Annotated in this window: 21 protein-coding genes; 9 read left to right on the forward strand and 12 right to left on the reverse strand. The window is 33.3% G+C overall.

The features are described 5' to 3' along the window. Positions 1-134: 134 nt before the first annotated feature. A complete protein-coding gene (locus ACQKN4_RS16965; protein ID WP_079560980.1) occupies positions 135-848 on the reverse strand; it encodes a YukJ family protein in 714 nt (237 codons plus the stop codon). An 880-nt stretch (positions 849-1728) separates the two neighbouring features. On the opposite strand from ACQKN4_RS16965, the gene ACQKN4_RS16970 reads away from it, so the two are divergent. After that, on the forward strand, positions 1729-2346 hold the full coding sequence (locus ACQKN4_RS16970; RefSeq protein ID WP_427484260.1) for a hypothetical protein: 618 nt from the start codon (positions 1729-1731) through the stop codon (positions 2344-2346). A gap of 584 nt (positions 2347-2930) precedes the next feature. On the opposite strand, the gene ACQKN4_RS16975 is transcribed toward ACQKN4_RS16970, so the two are convergent. After that, positions 2931-3173: a hypothetical protein gene (locus ACQKN4_RS16975; protein WP_427484261.1), complete on the reverse strand. Its 243-nt coding sequence runs from the start codon at positions 3171-3173 to the stop codon at positions 2931-2933. Positions 3174-3359: 186 nt separating this feature from the next. Between ACQKN4_RS16975 and ACQKN4_RS16980 the strand changes: the two genes are divergently transcribed. Beyond that, complete coding sequence (locus ACQKN4_RS16980) at positions 3360-3560, forward strand: hypothetical protein (protein ID WP_079560976.1); 201 nt, start codon at positions 3360-3362, stop codon at positions 3558-3560. Between the two features lie 316 nt (positions 3561-3876). Here ACQKN4_RS16980 and ACQKN4_RS16985 read toward each other — a convergent pair whose 3' ends face one another. Both ACQKN4_RS16985 and ACQKN4_RS16990 read right to left on the reverse strand, forming a co-directional pair. Next, on the reverse strand, positions 3877-4524 hold the full coding sequence (locus ACQKN4_RS16985) for a pentapeptide repeat-containing protein (protein WP_427484262.1): 648 nt from the start codon (positions 4522-4524) through the stop codon (positions 3877-3879). A 125-nt stretch (positions 4525-4649) separates the two neighbouring features. Next, positions 4650-4832 carry a hypothetical protein gene (locus tag ACQKN4_RS16990; protein ID WP_079560974.1) on the reverse strand — a complete coding sequence of 61 codons (183 nt, stop codon included), beginning with the start codon at positions 4830-4832 and terminating at the stop codon, positions 4650-4652. A 150-nt stretch (positions 4833-4982) separates the two neighbouring features. On the opposite strand from ACQKN4_RS16990, the gene ACQKN4_RS16995 reads away from it, so the two are divergent. Both ACQKN4_RS16995 and ACQKN4_RS17000 read left to right on the forward strand, forming a co-directional pair. Then, positions 4983-5387, forward strand: coding sequence for a VOC family protein (locus tag ACQKN4_RS16995; protein WP_427484263.1), 405 nt, complete (start codon positions 4983-4985; stop codon positions 5385-5387). Between the two features lie 221 nt (positions 5388-5608). Beyond that, the gene (locus ACQKN4_RS17000; RefSeq protein WP_079560972.1) at positions 5609-6766 is read left to right on the forward strand and encodes a Ger(x)C family spore germination protein; all 1158 of its coding nucleotides are present in this window, start codon (positions 5609-5611) and stop codon (positions 6764-6766) included. 256 nt (positions 6767-7022) lie between these two features. Here ACQKN4_RS17000 and ACQKN4_RS17005 read toward each other — a convergent pair whose 3' ends face one another. The 7 genes from ACQKN4_RS17005 to ACQKN4_RS17035 all read right to left on the reverse strand — a co-directional run bounded on the left by ACQKN4_RS17005 (position 7023) and on the right by ACQKN4_RS17035 (position 11529). Then, positions 7023-7505, reverse strand: coding sequence for a GNAT family N-acetyltransferase (locus ACQKN4_RS17005; RefSeq protein WP_427484264.1), 483 nt, complete (start codon positions 7503-7505; stop codon positions 7023-7025). A 20-nt stretch (positions 7506-7525) separates the two neighbouring features. Beyond that, positions 7526-8245: an MBL fold metallo-hydrolase gene (locus tag ACQKN4_RS17010; RefSeq protein WP_427484265.1), complete on the reverse strand. Its 720-nt coding sequence runs from the start codon at positions 8243-8245 to the stop codon at positions 7526-7528. A 108-nt stretch (positions 8246-8353) separates the two neighbouring features. Next, the gene (locus ACQKN4_RS17015) at positions 8354-8914 is read right to left on the reverse strand and encodes a GNAT family N-acetyltransferase (protein WP_427484266.1); all 561 of its coding nucleotides are present in this window, start codon (positions 8912-8914) and stop codon (positions 8354-8356) included. A gap of 153 nt (positions 8915-9067) precedes the next feature. Next, positions 9068-9400, reverse strand: coding sequence for a YxeA family protein (locus ACQKN4_RS17020; RefSeq protein ID WP_427484267.1), 333 nt, complete (start codon positions 9398-9400; stop codon positions 9068-9070). 139 nt (positions 9401-9539) lie between these two features. Beyond that, a complete protein-coding gene (locus ACQKN4_RS17025) occupies positions 9540-10430 on the reverse strand; it encodes a DnaD domain protein (RefSeq protein ID WP_427484268.1) in 891 nt (296 codons plus the stop codon). Between the two features lie 177 nt (positions 10431-10607). Beyond that, positions 10608-11027 (reverse strand): hypothetical protein, encoded by a 420-nt coding sequence (locus tag ACQKN4_RS17030; protein WP_079560966.1) that lies wholly within the window; start codon positions 11025-11027, stop codon positions 10608-10610. Between the two features lie 193 nt (positions 11028-11220). Further along, positions 11221-11529 carry a hypothetical protein gene (locus ACQKN4_RS17035; RefSeq protein WP_079560965.1) on the reverse strand — a complete coding sequence of 103 codons (309 nt, stop codon included), beginning with the start codon at positions 11527-11529 and terminating at the stop codon, positions 11221-11223. Positions 11530-11847: 318 nt separating this feature from the next. Here ACQKN4_RS17035 and ACQKN4_RS17040 point away from each other — a divergent pair, with 318 nt between their 5' ends. From ACQKN4_RS17040 to ACQKN4_RS17055, 4 genes are all read left to right on the forward strand, one after another. Further along, complete coding sequence (locus ACQKN4_RS17040; protein ID WP_427484269.1) at positions 11848-12039, forward strand: hypothetical protein; 192 nt, start codon at positions 11848-11850, stop codon at positions 12037-12039. 157 nt (positions 12040-12196) lie between these two features. After that, positions 12197-12346 carry a hypothetical protein gene (locus tag ACQKN4_RS17045; RefSeq protein WP_427484270.1) on the forward strand — a complete coding sequence of 50 codons (150 nt, stop codon included), beginning with the start codon at positions 12197-12199 and terminating at the stop codon, positions 12344-12346. Between the two features lie 416 nt (positions 12347-12762). After that, positions 12763-13068 (forward strand): DUF3784 domain-containing protein, encoded by a 306-nt coding sequence (locus ACQKN4_RS17050; RefSeq protein WP_079560963.1) that lies wholly within the window; start codon positions 12763-12765, stop codon positions 13066-13068. A 73-nt stretch (positions 13069-13141) separates the two neighbouring features. Continuing rightward, positions 13142-13348: a hypothetical protein gene (locus ACQKN4_RS17055; protein WP_079560962.1), complete on the forward strand. Its 207-nt coding sequence runs from the start codon at positions 13142-13144 to the stop codon at positions 13346-13348. 104 nt (positions 13349-13452) lie between these two features. Here the strand turns inward: ACQKN4_RS17055 and ACQKN4_RS17060 are convergent, their stop codons facing one another. Next, positions 13453-13734, reverse strand: coding sequence for a hypothetical protein (locus ACQKN4_RS17060; RefSeq protein ID WP_079560961.1), 282 nt, complete (start codon positions 13732-13734; stop codon positions 13453-13455). A 284-nt stretch (positions 13735-14018) separates the two neighbouring features. Between ACQKN4_RS17060 and ACQKN4_RS17065 the strand changes: the two genes are divergently transcribed. After that, on the forward strand, positions 14019-14198 hold the full coding sequence (locus ACQKN4_RS17065; RefSeq protein ID WP_079560960.1) for a YjcZ family sporulation protein: 180 nt from the start codon (positions 14019-14021) through the stop codon (positions 14196-14198). Positions 14199-14354: the final 156 nt, after the last annotated feature.

Consider the following 14354-nt stretch of genomic DNA (forward strand, 5'->3'; position numbering starts at 1 on the left):
GTATATTTAGTATAACGAGATTTTTTTGTGAAATGAACAAAAAACCCCGAATAGGGTCACTTTTTAAAGTGTCCACTATTCGGGGTTCAGTTCATTTAATTGAGTTTCTGGGCTATCTAAAGTGTTCTTAGCAATCAAATTTCTATCGCTGATTTTCTATTGGTATGGTTACATACACTAACTGGTTTCGTAGCATGTCCATGGTCATCAGTACACCAAGACTGAGATTGGAAAGCAAGGAATATACCAACCCATCTGTTTTCCTCCTCAAAATGAATGAGGACACCACCATCTTGCCATATCCCATCGTCTTTCCTAAAATCACTACTATTCCCTTGATTCATATGAATATCATGAATGCCTCTGCCTGGAGAAAAGCCGAAATATTTATCTACTTTATCTTCATTTTTAAACTTTTCACCGTAAGCGTAAACGGTAGCTTTTTTAGTCATAGCCTCTTGCATATACTTATTCACTTTTTCATTTAAGTCATTGTCTGGTCCATTTTCTTTTGCAGGGAGAGGTATCATTTTTGACGGATCAAATAAGCTACCACGAATATAATCCAATGCAATTTCATGATTTTCACTAGTAACCTCTGTAAATCCTTCTTCAAAATCAGGAATAATTGTTATTTGACTCGAGTTAAAATCTTCACTCACAAAATACAGGACTTCTGATGGCTTTACCTTTGAGGCGACATTGATCGCAATCCTATAATTCTCCTCGTTTTTGTCCTTCTTTGTTGCCCGAACATGCACTTGGTAATGAGGGGTTTTGTCAAATGAATCCACAGGTCTCACGTCAACAACTTTACCTTTTAACACTCCGTACTTGAATAAGGGCATAGAACTAACCTCCAATTTAATAGATTTTTTCCATTCTTAGCTCACTTAGTATCTGGTTATTTTGTCAAAATAAAAGATAGTGACTGTCTGATGAACCTAGTCTCTTTAGACAATTTTATGGTTACGTTACTAAACTCATTTGTATTATTCTCTCTATAACACTTATTCTATCATTCCTAAAAATGGAACTTCAATCATTTATTCACGTCAAATTTCGACGTCCACGCCGCCACTTTGTTGAAGTTACATTGTTCTTGTGATTGTTGACTGCTATACATTGTTGACGCAATGACTGACATTTTTACTGGTAAGAATATTCATCTCCAGTCATGCTTTGCAAATCAATTAACAGAGGCAAAAAAAAGCTAAAAAATTTGTTGATTTTTCCTGTTTTTTGTTTTATATTTACAATATCCATGTGCTGTTTAACAGGTAACTGTTAGGCAGCCTTTTTATTGCTATAAAGATTAACTCATATCTCGGCTAACCTCTGGATCCATCACTTATACCACTCATTAACGATCACTCGTTCCATCACCTTTTACTGTTGCAGGCCATTAATGACCCTATCCACTTCCATGTCATCAATTTTCTAACTAACATGCTTCTAAACTACGAATCCTGTCATATAATCGTTCAATCGCTACTATAATCTTCTATGATCCATTATTTTAATGAAATACATCATATAAAATCTCCATTCCATACATCTTTGCAACCGCTACCGTGGTTAGCAATTTTGCATGTAGCTACGCCCCTTTCTTAGTCCAGAGAAAATAAAACAGATGCATATTTTAGGCTTTCATCATTTTGATAAATGGCTTTGAATTGTTGTGAATACAGTCGTTTGACGTTTAATTTGTAAAAGGAGCTGTTATGAATGTCTTCAAAAAAAGTATCTATCGGTCTTACACAATTTACAGACTTTACTTTCAAAGGCGTTACTGGTAAAACCTCAATGGTTAGACAAATAAAATATCAAGATGAATACAATCCAGCTTTTGATTACTGGAAGCCTTTACGGGATGGTATCCGAAAATTTCACGAGAAAAAATTTAGTAACGATTACTTGCTTGATCTTGCTGAAAAGGCTTCTCAAACAAAACAAAAAAATTACCTAGAAGCAGTGAAAGCACATTTAAAATTTATTAAAAATAAAGAAATTGAATGGTTTGAACCAGGCAAATCCAATTGGTATAGCGAATATTTAACTGTTCGCTCATCACCAGAACTCGGATTAAAGATTGATGGTGTTCCACACTTAATCAAGTTATATTTCAAAGGGAAGGACGAACGAATTGATAAAAATAAATGCCGTTCATCTTTGACATTATTAAATCAATCTGAATTCACCATTGAACATTCACCAGATATAAAACCGGCAATTTTAAACGTCCAAAAAGGACGATTAATTTCAGAAGAACCTTCTACTGAAGATCATCTAATTGCGCTCGAATCTGAAGCAGCACAATTTATGGTCATTTGGAAAAAAATTTAACACGAGTATTAGGGATATCACTAAGAGGGTCACTCATAAATGAGTGGCCATTTTTGTACCATCCTTTCGATTCTTTTATCTATGGAAAAACGCTGTATCTTCTTTTATGTTAATATTTACATATACAGAGGTGGCTTAAATGCCGTTTGCAAGAAAATACATATATATCTTTTGTTTTGTAACAATGTTTTTATTTAAAACGATTTGGAATTATTTCAGACATGGTAATTGGGCTTTACTTGAAAATTCCCTCTATGCCTTATTCTTTGTATTCTTTTATGCTTTCATAAATTGGGCGTGGGATAGTAAAAAGTATGAAAAGAAATAGTTAGGTGTTCCGATAATCAATTCAATATCTCCAACATCTTTGATGCTGCTCTCTATTTTACACTTTGCGTGGTATAATTCGTTGATACATATGCAATTAATACTGAAGAACTTAGTATTCGTTCATTTCGGCTGTTAGAAAAAACCCTTCACAGTTGTGTGAAAGGCTTACTCTTAAAAAGCTATTTGAACTATACCTAATATTATGGACTTGCAATATTTCACTAATAAAAGGGAGAAAGCCCCCCTCCCCTTTATTAGTGCACAGCCTTATTTTTGATTAGCTTAACACTACCAAAAGCAATGACCAACGCGATTAAAGATATAACAAGTGGCGCAATTGAGCTAGTATTTCCAAACATCACTTGCGATGGTAAAGCCGAGGCCTCTACCCATTGGTTGCTAGGCGTATAAAACATTGTTAATAGCATCCCTGATAATACTTGCAATACTAAAAATGCTACCGCGAAAAACAATGTGAATAATAGGTATTTTTTCAAGTTGCTCCCTCCTTTCTTTATTAGTACTACGGCTTGAGTTTAAATAAGTTTCACAAAATCCTATTTCCGCCAAAGATGCTTTATTAAGAAATTATTCTGTTCCCCATTTTTCCCTAGCTGGTTGTTTATAAAACACTATCCTTTTTTATGTTATAATTTACACATATTACATACTGAGGTGATATTATGGACAACAACAAATTGATTTGTAAAGCTTGTGGTAATGATTCATTTTCTGAAGGGAAACTTGATGGCTATGCTGCTTTAAGACCAGTTGACAAATTTTTTTCAAATGGTTCTTCACTTATTTTTACGCTGTGTCAAAAGTGCGGCGAAGTAGCCTCAATTAAAGCTGAAAAACCCTATAAGTTCACTAGTTCCATATAGTTTTGTTCAGGGTCACTTGAATAGTGACCCTTTCATGTGCTCGGCTTCAAATACTATTGCGCGCACATGAAAAAACGGCGTTTAATCGAGATGATTATAGCCGTTTTGTTTTTAATCTACTTCTTTTAAATTTTTTTCGATATCACTTAGTCGATTGTTCATTCCATCCATTTGTCTTGTCTCTACAATAGGATGGAATTTTGTTTTCCGATTTCTAGCAATTCATCTTTTCGTTTCTCATTCCTTATAACGGAGAGGCTAATCATTTTCAATCCGCCTACTCCAAAAGACCAGGCTTGATTTAATTAAGTACTCATCATCGCTTAACCTTTAAACCTAGCAATTCAGCAAAGCCAATTGCTTGTTCAGTAGAAATCACACAGCCACTTAAATTTTTTATCGTTACATTTAAGCGTTCAAATGTACACGTACTAATATCCACATCATTAAGCGGTGTATCGCTAAAATCAACTTCATCTATGTTACAATGTTCAAATTTCACTTTTTTAAATTGGCAGTCGTAAAAGTTTGTACTACGTAATGATGACTGATCGAAACAAATTTGTTTCAATCTTGCTAAGCCAAAGTTACATAAATTCATGATACATCCTTCAAAAGAAACGTTTCCTAAATGGGCCTCTGAGAAATCAACACCTAACAGTTTGCAGTTTTTAAACGTAACTCGATGGATAATCCCTTCGTGAAATGTTGAGTTAGATAAGTCACAGTTTTCAAAGATTACATCCATCATATCAATTTTATTGAAATTCGAGTGAATCAGAGATACTTTTTGAAACCGTACTTTGGAAACAATTAAACGGTCAATACGATCATTCTCTCTACTTGTATTCGTGATCAATTGATGCGATAGATAAGGTTCTTCATCATAAAAAACGTCTTCAAAAGTTCCTTGAGGCAATTCATTTGGAATAAGCGGGCGTTCAATTTTAAATTTAGTTGGCATACTATTTGTCCTTTCTTCCTTTTATTGTGTTTTATCCCCTCTTAAATTTTCCCCAGCTATGTATATGAATGAATACAAAATTACCACAACCAAAAGATTGTGGTAGAAAATTATATGCGTCTTCTTTATTTTTTATTACTTCTTTGGGAAGTGTTTTCTTGTTGTTGTTTTTCATGATTTGCATTGTTCATTTGCTCTTTAGTTAGTTCATTTTCTTCACGCACATCTAAATCGTCAGGGCTTAAATCTGCTCCAAATTCTACTTCTTCTTCACTTGTATTGCGCTTTTTGTTAGTCAAAATTATCACCTCCGATATATAAATTATCCATTTCGTCGCAAATTATACTTGTGCGAATGAAAGCTAAATGTTACGCTATTTCTTCAGTAATAAGCAATTTTGGTATCATTTAGCAATAACTGATTGATAGAGCAGCTTCAATAAAAGGAGAAGTACTTTATGGTTGAAAAATATGTGCATCACATTTGCATCCAAACGAATACATATGTAGAATCTTTAAATTTTTACACAGAAGTAATAGGTTTTGAACTAGTACAGGAATCGCCGGATTTCCACGATAGACATTTTAATACATGGTTAAAGCTTGGAACCTTTTATATAGAACTCCAAACTGGGAAATTTGATGAAGATCTTGAAGCATGCAATTCAAATGCTCAAGGTATTGTACATTTTTGTTTATGGGTTGATAATCTTCTTCAAGAAGTAGCACGATTAAAGGAAATGAACGTTCGTTTTATTCGTAAAAATGGTGAAATTATTTATAAAGTTGAAAATGGTCAGCTTTGTAAATTAAAAGCACCTGAAGGAACCATTATAGAAATTCGCGATAATAAAGGAATATAACCTTCCGCTTTACTTTTTTACATTATTGCGGGATATAATATTTTGCACACACGCCCAGGTCTCATTATAGAAATGAGTCCTGGTCTTTTATTTTAAAGGCTAATTGCAGCTATCCTAAGTTTTTCATTACTTATAATCCTCTAATTTTTTGTCCAAACTATAAACAAAACTTCTTAAGTCCTCAAAATTACACAGGAATTTCTAAAAGTAGGGATCAAAAAATGAAAAAAAAAATTACGTTAATCGTAAGCTTAGCAACTGTACTATTGCTTTCTGGATGTTGGGATGTTAAAGAACCGCAAAGAATGTATTATGTTGATGGAATTGGTATCGATTATAAAGATGGTCAATATGAAGTATATATGCAAATTGTCAATTTTGCGAATGTAGCTAAATCGGAAGGACCTACTCCTCAAGCTGCACCTACAGAGATTGGCTTTGCTAAAGGTAAAACGATGGAAGAAGCCTTTTTCAAATTATATCGCTCTATCGACCAAAAAGTATTCTGGGGACATATGACTTTTATTCTGTTCTCAGAGGACGCCTTAAAAGATGCGAATTCTATTCCTGTTGTTGACAGCTTTTTACGTCATCGGGAAACACGATATCAAATATTAGCTTTTAGTACAAAGGAACCTATTAAAGATATTCTTTTAATCACACCGGTTTTAAATAAAGCACCAACAGCTTCGAAACTAAGTAATCCACTGCATACAAAAGAACTACAAACTTATGTAGAGCCTGTTGATTTACGAAGATTAATTATCCAATTAAATGAACCGGGTCATGAAGTGAATATTCCATTAGTTACAATTAACAAAAACTGGGAGACGGCCAATGAGCCAACAACGGAAACTGCATTATCAGGTTTCGCGGTAGTTTCAAAGGATGGTTTTAAAGGTTTTCTAAATGATGGGGATGCGAGAGGGATCCAATGGATGTTTCCTAAAACAACTCGAGGAGATGTAACCTTTAAATTAGACAATAAAGAAAAAGAGTACTTAACAGTTGATTTAGAAAAGTTAAGTACGGAAATTAAACCAATTGTAAAAAACAATGAAGTAACATTTGAAGTCGATATAAAATTAAATGCAATCATTAATGGTTTCAAAGGAAAGATAAATACTGAAGAAATAAGAAAAGGTATTATTAGTTCGGTAAAAACAGATATAAAAAAATCATATGCAGAGGGCTTAAAATTAAATGTAGATGTTTTCCGTTTATCAGAGCATGTATATCGAAAAGACGTGAAAATGTGGAAAAAAATACAGAAAGATGGAAAGATTCCTTTAACAGAAAATACAATCAGTAAATTAAATGTTACTGTAAATAAAGTGAATCCTGGTCGAAAAAATTTTACTGAAACAATAATAGAGTAGCTATTTAAAACTCAATTGTGTCAGCTATCCAACGTTGTATTCAATTCATTGAAATAAATTCTCATTAGAACTTTGATTTATCGTACGTTGTGTTATAATGCTGTTAATGGCTCAGCCATTATCAGGGCAAGACCAATTCTGTGCTGTAGCGTTGTCATACGCTACAGCTTTTTATGTTGTAAAGTAAATTAATTGGCGAAGAATAACGATGCATGCCTTAAATTATTATGCAGACTGCTGAAGATTGGATAGCTTTTTAATAATTGGACTCAACATTCAATAGTGTATATTTAAAAATATCGATATGGTCGCCTTGTTCATCTAACACTGTTTCAATACGCTCCCAGCCCCTTTTTTCATAATAGACTGCGGCATTTTCTGTTTTTAAAAATACTTTTGTATAACCTATTTTTTTCATATATTCTAGCAAAGCTTTGATTAAATAAAAACCTATTTTTTGACTTCGATATGAAGGTTCTACAAATAAAGATGCTAACCAAGGTTTAAATTGAGGTCTTTCTTTCCAATCATTTTCAAATACAGAGACTGTTCCTACACATTGACCATCTACACTTGCTATAAAAGTAATTGGAAATTCATCTACATATGTTCTTTTAAAAAATTCGACAACTTCTTCATATGTCTTTTTACTGCTAGTTGGTACAACAAATTCCTTGTAGACCATTTCTGCAACATCTTCTATATGCTGTGGCTTACTTACTAATAAATCAATTTCCATAAATCGCTCCCCTTTTTTCCTTAAAATTCGTTCTTTACAACATTGAACCCTAACATTTCAGCTTCTTGACGGTCAAAGCCCTCATCTAAATGCATACACCAAAATGTTGGACGTAAATCGGAACGAACTAACTCGCTAAGTTTTCGTAATGATAAATGTACATTGCCTTCATAATCAGCTTTACAAGTATCAACGTAAACATAATCGTAGATCTTATCCGATTTATGTGGAGTTCGTAAAGATGCTTTTAGGCTATTTGTATCTCCCGAATAATAGATAAGTTTGTCATCTATACATAATTCAATGGAATAAGAAGGGATCTCTTTCACATGACTAGATCTTTCAAAAAGTACGTTACAGAAATTCAGTGAGTACTTTGTGTCTGATTGAAATTTTTTTGTGAAACAATGAACTTCTGGGCTAATACCATTCATGGTCAACAATTCTTCAATTTTCACATCATGAACGGCATAAACAGAAACATTCGGTTTTGCCATTTCGCCATGGCAATAATAGCTATAAAATATTAAATCAGCAAGGCTACCAACATGGTCTGCATGAGTATGCGTGATCAATACATGGATGTGTTCTATACCTTCCAGTAAATTATTTTCCTTAATGCGGTGAAAAATATTGCTACCACAATCAATCAGCAACATCTGATTCCCTGCTTTAAAATAAGCTGAATTATTACCTAATTTCGTATTAAACGCACTTCCAGAGCCGATAAATTTCAGCATAACGTGCACCCCATTTCCATTAAGATTAAAGCTAAATTTTAACCTCAAGTAAGTAGTCCATACTTGAGGTTAAATGTAAAAACAATATTAAATCAACAGGGCTATAAATTACAGATAGTCCCTTTTCAAAATGGAAAAATTAATTAAATCTACATACTTTCCTTTTTCAAATTCATGCTCTCTTAAAATACCTTCTTGATAAAAATTTAATTTTTCCAATAATTTAATGGATGATTTATTTTCAGGATCGACTTTTGCTTCTATTTTATTCATGTTCATCTTAGTAAAAGCAAAATGGATGATACTACTTAACGTCTCTTTCATTATACCCTTCCCCCAGTAAGAAGGAATTAAATCATACCCAATCTCTATACGATTATGAGCCTTTTCATAATTTAAAAAACCACATGTTCCGATTACTTTTTTAGTTGTAGGTTCTTCTATAAGCCATCGTAAGCCACTCTTGTCTTCGTAAATTTTTTCATACCAATTCATTTCATTTTTTGAATCCTCCACTGAATTAAAAGGTTCCAATGGTATGTATTTCACAACACTTTCATTTGAATAAAGCTCCAAAAGATCAAAACAATCACTTTCCTGTGCTTTTCGCAATATAAAACGTCCCGTTGCTAATACGGGGAAATCCGTAAAATTAAAATGTGCGTTCATAAGTATGCCCCTTTGCATATAGTAAACTTCCATTTCATAGTACCATATGACGCAAAATCAGATATTCATCTATATATGAAAGGACCTGCTCAAACGATATAAGTCAGGTCCCTCTTTTTGAGTTGTCCTCATTTCTCGCTTGAAAAATTGGATTTAACTCCTATTAAATTTCTCTTTAATATTTTTTGGCAACTCATTCCCATGCATTACTTGGGGTTCCCCCGTGTATCCTTCTAAGCTTCTTGGGACACGTAAGATAGTTCCTTTTGCAAAAGGTTTTTCAGCAAAAAAACTTACCACTTTTTCATTTCCATCCTTATCATATCCTTCTATTGTATATACGTATTGTCCATTACTATTAGGCGTTTTTTGTTCCTCGTTAATTTGGACATAGTATTCTTTTTCTATCAAAGCTCCCTTTTCACCACAACCAACTAAGAAAGTAGCGAATAATATTGTCATCACCATGAATTTCATCTTCTTCATTTCTTCTGCCTCCTCTTTTCTAACGAAATCGTATCGTTACAAAAGAGTATAGATCACCACTTCACTACCTTAAATCTCGGGACATGACAGTTAGCTGACAAAATTGTCATCTTACAGCGATGAACTTGATTTACATTATTTACTTTGCACTCGCTGTTAAGTTCTTTAATGTTTCTAAGATTTTTTGACGCTCAGCTTCAAAATCAATAGCTTGATCATCTTCTAGATCACTGTCATTTTGACGTCGTTGATGGAACCATTCAGGGACAATTTCTTTATATTTTTGATGGGTAGATCGATTAGTAGGCTTTTGTCGTTGTTGTTTTTGAGCTGCAAATTGCAGATTGTCCGCTTCTACTTCCTCAATGGATGTAACGTTCTTATTATTCCAATCTTGTAGAATCTTTTCTACGTAATTCCAACGAAGCACATTGTTTTCTACTGCTAACTTCATGGCATGTATAACAAGGTCTTCTGACAGATCATTAATCCAATGATCGATTTTATTTGTGACATGAACGACTAGAGAACCAAACCCATTTTGCTCATAAAACTCGAATGCCGTTTGTGTTTTTACAAGGTTTTCACCTTTGGAATGACCCCTTTTATCATTATCATTATTATTTAGTACATTATTATTTAATGAATTATTATTACTTAGTAGTGGCGATTTTTCCGTCATCGGTTTTTCCGGTGACGGATTAACCGTTATTGGCTTTTTACTATACGGTTCAGCTCTTGGTGTTTCGAACACGGACAGCTCCAATTTCCCGAATTTTCCGTGGTTTGTTCTGATCTGCATCTTATGAATATAGCCCGCTTTCGTTAACTCCTTTATAGTGTTAGCCGTGGATTCACGACTGCATTTGCTCTTAGTAGCTAAATTAGAAATACTAAATGACCAATCATCTGGCAATGACAACATATAAGCAAGCAAACCCTTTGCTTTCCAGCTTAAACGGATGTCATTCAAAAATCCTTTGTCTAACACAACAAAATTCTCCTTTTTACGAACCCTGAATATAGCCATGATGCCCCTCCTGTTCTTTGAATTTTTTAAAAAATGAGATACCTCTCTCATTTATATACAGGTTTTTCACATAATAAGGGACAAATATTTTCTTTATAATCACTTTAGAAAGCAAAAAAATAGGACACGCAACAATTGCATGTCCTGTAGTTTTACTTTTTATAGTCTGTAAACGTTTTATTTATATAATTCTTTATAGACGATTACTTTTAGTGCCAAAATTTCTTCGTCTGTTAATTTCCCTTCCATCTCTTGAATAATCTGTTCTTTCGTCATTGAACCATTTTGTACTTTTGTTCTTATATTATTAAGCTCCGAAATGCCAACTTTTTGAATGATTACTTTTGTCGCCTCTTCTTTTGTTGAAAACGGTAACTTGCTACTATCTGCAGTTTTAGCCTCTTCCATAAATGATTTTAATTGAGGGTCGCTTTCAATCGTATTTTTAATTTCATCCATTTGACCACTTTCCTCTAATTCTGAAGAAATTGTATCAGCGACTTTTTCGGAAGCAAACTTCACACCATAATGATAAACCCCATAGCCAATAGCACCGAGGACAATGACAATAACCAGAAGGAATTTAATGAATCTCATATTCTCACGCTCCTTAATTCTACACTTTATCATACTATATAGTGTGGAGAGATGAGAAATGATATCCTTTCGACCTTTTTACAAACCTAAGAGGCTGTGCATGTTCAAAGTCGAGATACCTACCTGTCGTTCAAGAGAATCAACAACCAAATAAAATCTCCCGGGTTAATTTTTATGACCGGGAGATTTTGATTTATTTAACATACTTCAAATACTTTTTCACAAAATCTACGATATAAACAACTTCTTCTTCTGAAATAGAAAATCGACTGCTCACTATTCGTAGCTTCGCTGTTGATTTTAATTGTTCACGCACTTGATCAATCCTCATATATCTACATTTACGAGGATTTACACTGTCTCGAATTTGCTTGTATCGAAGGTAGGCATAACGTGCAAAAGCATTTACCATCTCTCGCTCCTGCTCATCTCGTTGTATTTTGTTCGCAATTTCATCGATCACCTCAGAATCAAAAATCCATTTACCATCTGTTATTTGCATAGTACCACCTCTTTCGTTGCGTATAGTTGATGTCAAATATCGCTGCACCCTAGTGCTCTGGCATTAAGTTGACTTCCATTGTTTCTTTTTATAGCTATTAGATGCATAAGAAAAAGCCACACCTAGTTAAATGTGACTCTTTTTGTATTTTGTTTAGTAGATGAACCCCCATCATCACTCGCCGGCTTTTGTGCTTTATTTCCAGATTGACCCTGGCCCTTAAAACTTCTATTTTTCTTTATTAAAGGATGATACATATATATTTTTATTAACTAGAATGGAAATATAATGATTTCCTACATAAAAAGGAGGCAACATATGAACAACCAACCTTATGTGGACTGGGGCGGACATTATCTTAAACTGACGTGGTTACCAAATAAAAATATTCATGATTATAGCAAAGTAACAAGTGTACATGGAGTTTGTTTTTATAATGGGAATGTTTTGTTAGTTCATGTAGACGGGCGAGGATTTAACTTTCCTGGCGGTCATATAGAAAATGGATAAACACCTGAAGAAGCATTTCATAGAAAGGCATTTGAAGAAGGCTATGTAAAAGGGTCCTATCAACTATATAGGAGCAATTGAAGTTAGCCACGAAGAGAATCCTTTATTCAAAGCTGATGGAAAGTACCCGTTAATTGGTTATCAAATGTTTTATTGTATGGAAGTTCAAGACTGTCTCCCGTTTCTTCGAGAACATGAAACGATTTCGCGCATTTGGGTTGAGCCGGACGAAGTACTTTATGTTATCAATGATCATGAGTTTGCAAATGTAGTATTACAAGCGGCTTTAAGTAACAAACTTTCTTAATTGTTTTTAGTAGATATACCTCTATGCTTTTTACATATATGTCCATAAAAAGTACATGTAGAAAAAGTGACAGAGATACAATTTTGAAACATCACCCATAGATTTTATTTTTTAATCTAATTCACGGCATTTCACTATACAAACATAGCTACCAAATCATATTAATAGTAGTGTAAAGCTAACTTAGCTTTGCCCTCCTAGTTTGTGGTTTAGGGTCACTTTGGTTCGAGTGACCCTTTTTTACTTCTCTTTCATTGTTATTTTAATTCCCCTAATATTTTTATACTTAGTGAGAGTCATTACAGTTTAATATGATGAAATACCTTCGAAATAGATTACCTTCAGTAATAATTTGGAAAACTCATTTTTGTTTTATTCGTATATTTATTAGTCTTAAAATAAGCGAGGTGGCGAAAATGATTGCTGGATATATTATATGTATAGTTCTTGCTTTAATCTTTGTTATTATGGGTTACCTTACCCATATAAAAAAGAAACTGTGGCTTATTGCGGGTTACCAAGAAGAAAGTTTTTTGGGTGATAAAGATAAACTAGCGAAGCTATTTGGACTATTCTCATACATAGTAGGTATTGCTACTTTTCTTTTACCTTTTGGTTTAGATTTTTTTGGTATCATTAGCGGTATTATTTATGCAGTTTGTATATGTATAGGCACAGTAGCAACTTTGGTCTTGAAACAAATAATGAATAAACCACTTTAGAAAGAGTCTTTCTTAGGCTCCTTTTATGTTAACCTTAGAATATAGTTTATTAACATAAAAAGGAGGAAATGAAATGTTTCGTAAATTACACCTTTATTCCCCCATTGTTTCTGCTATTTTATTTGTCATCCTTGTATTTATGAATTATTTAGGCTATTGGACAGCAGATAGGTTCATTCAAATTCTATTTTTCTTTATTATGATAGTGTCTGTTTTCAACGCGGGTATTAGAACAGAAACAATTTTAAAAAGCAGAGGTAAAATCGAATCCTCTAGATAGCGAAGAACTTTCAAGATTTTTTAAATATCCCCTTGAATTTGTCTACATTCAAGGGAATACTTTTTTGTGTACTGTAGCAATATTTTTTTCAAACGTTTCGCTAATCATTCCATCGCTTTTCTTTTATCTTGCCGAACGATGAAGAACATGTATAAGCTCGATAATAAAATGATAATGACTATTACTGCCAAGAAATATGTATCTTTCATCTTAAACAAAAATAAATTCAATGGATTTAATAATCCAGCTATCATTAAAAATAACCAATAGTTATTTTTTCTTTTTGATTGATCACCATTTCTAAGATAACTAGCAGAAAGCCATATAAAAAAAGGTAAGTAACATACAATTGAAAAAGTTAGTATAGCCCATCCGATAAATGTCATAGTACAAACACCTCCGAAAATCTTCCTTAATATATACGGTTGAAATTTGTAACGGTTTCAATTTTATTATTCTATAAAAATGTTTTTTATTTAAATATCATATGTAATGTGCAAAAAACGTCAAAAATCCGAGGAACCTTTAGCGTTGGTGGCCCTTTTTCTGGAGTAATTCCTCATGATAAATTTTCCTATTTTTAAAACGAATTTGAGTAAAATCTAGATGAATACCTCCCCTCCTTTCTACACATGAACATATTATAGGTTGTAGAAGGGAGGGATATTTTATGGGATACTACCAAGGTGGAAATTATGGTAACTGTGGCTGTTACGGAGGATATGGCGGTGGTTACGGCGGATACGGCTGCGGTGGCGGCGGTGGTTACGGCGGCGGCTCAGCATTCGCACTAATTGTTGTCCTCTTTATTCTTTTAATTATTGTCGGAGCAACATTCATGAATTATTAATGAAGTTTTCTACTACTAATCTGATTTTTAATAATAAAAGTTAATGCTAATTATCATTGTTACATTCAATCATTCCATACTCTCTATTGCTAAATAACATCAATAGTAATAGTAGGATAACTTACCAGCCTAACATACTACAGTTTAAACAAAAAG

Origin of the sequence: Lysinibacillus sp. NPDC093692 (assembly GCF_050280125.1) — a bacterium.
In the GTDB taxonomy this organism is placed as follows: domain Bacteria; phylum Bacillota; class Bacilli; order Bacillales_A; family Planococcaceae; genus Lysinibacillus.

Excerpts from the sequence above, each read along its gene's own strand:
- ACQKN4_RS16965 (WP_079560980.1), bottom strand. The coding sequence starts at position 848 with ATGCCCTTATTCAAGTACGGAGTGTTAAAAGGTAAAGTTGTTGACGTG.
- ACQKN4_RS16970 (WP_427484260.1), top strand. The coding sequence starts at position 1,729 with ATGTCTTCAAAAAAAGTATCTATCGGTCTTACACAATTTACAGACTTT.
- ACQKN4_RS16980 (WP_079560976.1), top strand. The coding sequence starts at position 3,360 with ATGGACAACAACAAATTGATTTGTAAAGCTTGTGGTAATGATTCATTT.
- ACQKN4_RS16985 (WP_427484262.1), bottom strand. The coding sequence starts at position 4,524 with ATGCCAACTAAATTTAAAATTGAACGCCCGCTTATTCCAAATGAATTG.
- ACQKN4_RS16995 (WP_427484263.1), top strand. The coding sequence starts at position 4,983 with ATGGTTGAAAAATATGTGCATCACATTTGCATCCAAACGAATACATAT.
- ACQKN4_RS17000 (WP_079560972.1), top strand. The coding sequence starts at position 5,609 with ATGAAAAAAAAAATTACGTTAATCGTAAGCTTAGCAACTGTACTATTG.
- ACQKN4_RS17005 (WP_427484264.1), bottom strand. The coding sequence starts at position 7,505 with ATGGAAATTGATTTATTAGTAAGTAAGCCACAGCATATAGAAGATGTT.
- ACQKN4_RS17010 (WP_427484265.1), bottom strand. The coding sequence starts at position 8,245 with ATGCTGAAATTTATCGGCTCTGGAAGTGCGTTTAATACGAAATTAGGT.
- ACQKN4_RS17015 (WP_427484266.1), bottom strand. The coding sequence starts at position 8,914 with ATGAACGCACATTTTAATTTTACGGATTTCCCCGTATTAGCAACGGGA.
- ACQKN4_RS17020 (WP_427484267.1), bottom strand. The coding sequence starts at position 9,400 with ATGAAGAAGATGAAATTCATGGTGATGACAATATTATTCGCTACTTTC.
- ACQKN4_RS17025 (WP_427484268.1), bottom strand. The coding sequence starts at position 10,430 with ATGGCTATATTCAGGGTTCGTAAAAAGGAGAATTTTGTTGTGTTAGAC.
- ACQKN4_RS17030 (WP_079560966.1), bottom strand. The coding sequence starts at position 11,027 with ATGAGATTCATTAAATTCCTTCTGGTTATTGTCATTGTCCTCGGTGCT.
- ACQKN4_RS17035 (WP_079560965.1), bottom strand. The coding sequence starts at position 11,529 with ATGCAAATAACAGATGGTAAATGGATTTTTGATTCTGAGGTGATCGAT.
- ACQKN4_RS17040 (WP_427484269.1), top strand. The coding sequence starts at position 11,848 with ATGAACAACCAACCTTATGTGGACTGGGGCGGACATTATCTTAAACTG.
- ACQKN4_RS17045 (WP_427484270.1), top strand. The coding sequence starts at position 12,197 with ATGGAAGTTCAAGACTGTCTCCCGTTTCTTCGAGAACATGAAACGATT.
- ACQKN4_RS17050 (WP_079560963.1), top strand. The coding sequence starts at position 12,763 with ATGATTGCTGGATATATTATATGTATAGTTCTTGCTTTAATCTTTGTT.
- ACQKN4_RS17055 (WP_079560962.1), top strand. The coding sequence starts at position 13,142 with ATGTTTCGTAAATTACACCTTTATTCCCCCATTGTTTCTGCTATTTTA.
- ACQKN4_RS17060 (WP_079560961.1), bottom strand. The coding sequence starts at position 13,734 with ATGACATTTATCGGATGGGCTATACTAACTTTTTCAATTGTATGTTAC.
- ACQKN4_RS17065 (WP_079560960.1), top strand. The coding sequence starts at position 14,019 with ATGGGATACTACCAAGGTGGAAATTATGGTAACTGTGGCTGTTACGGA.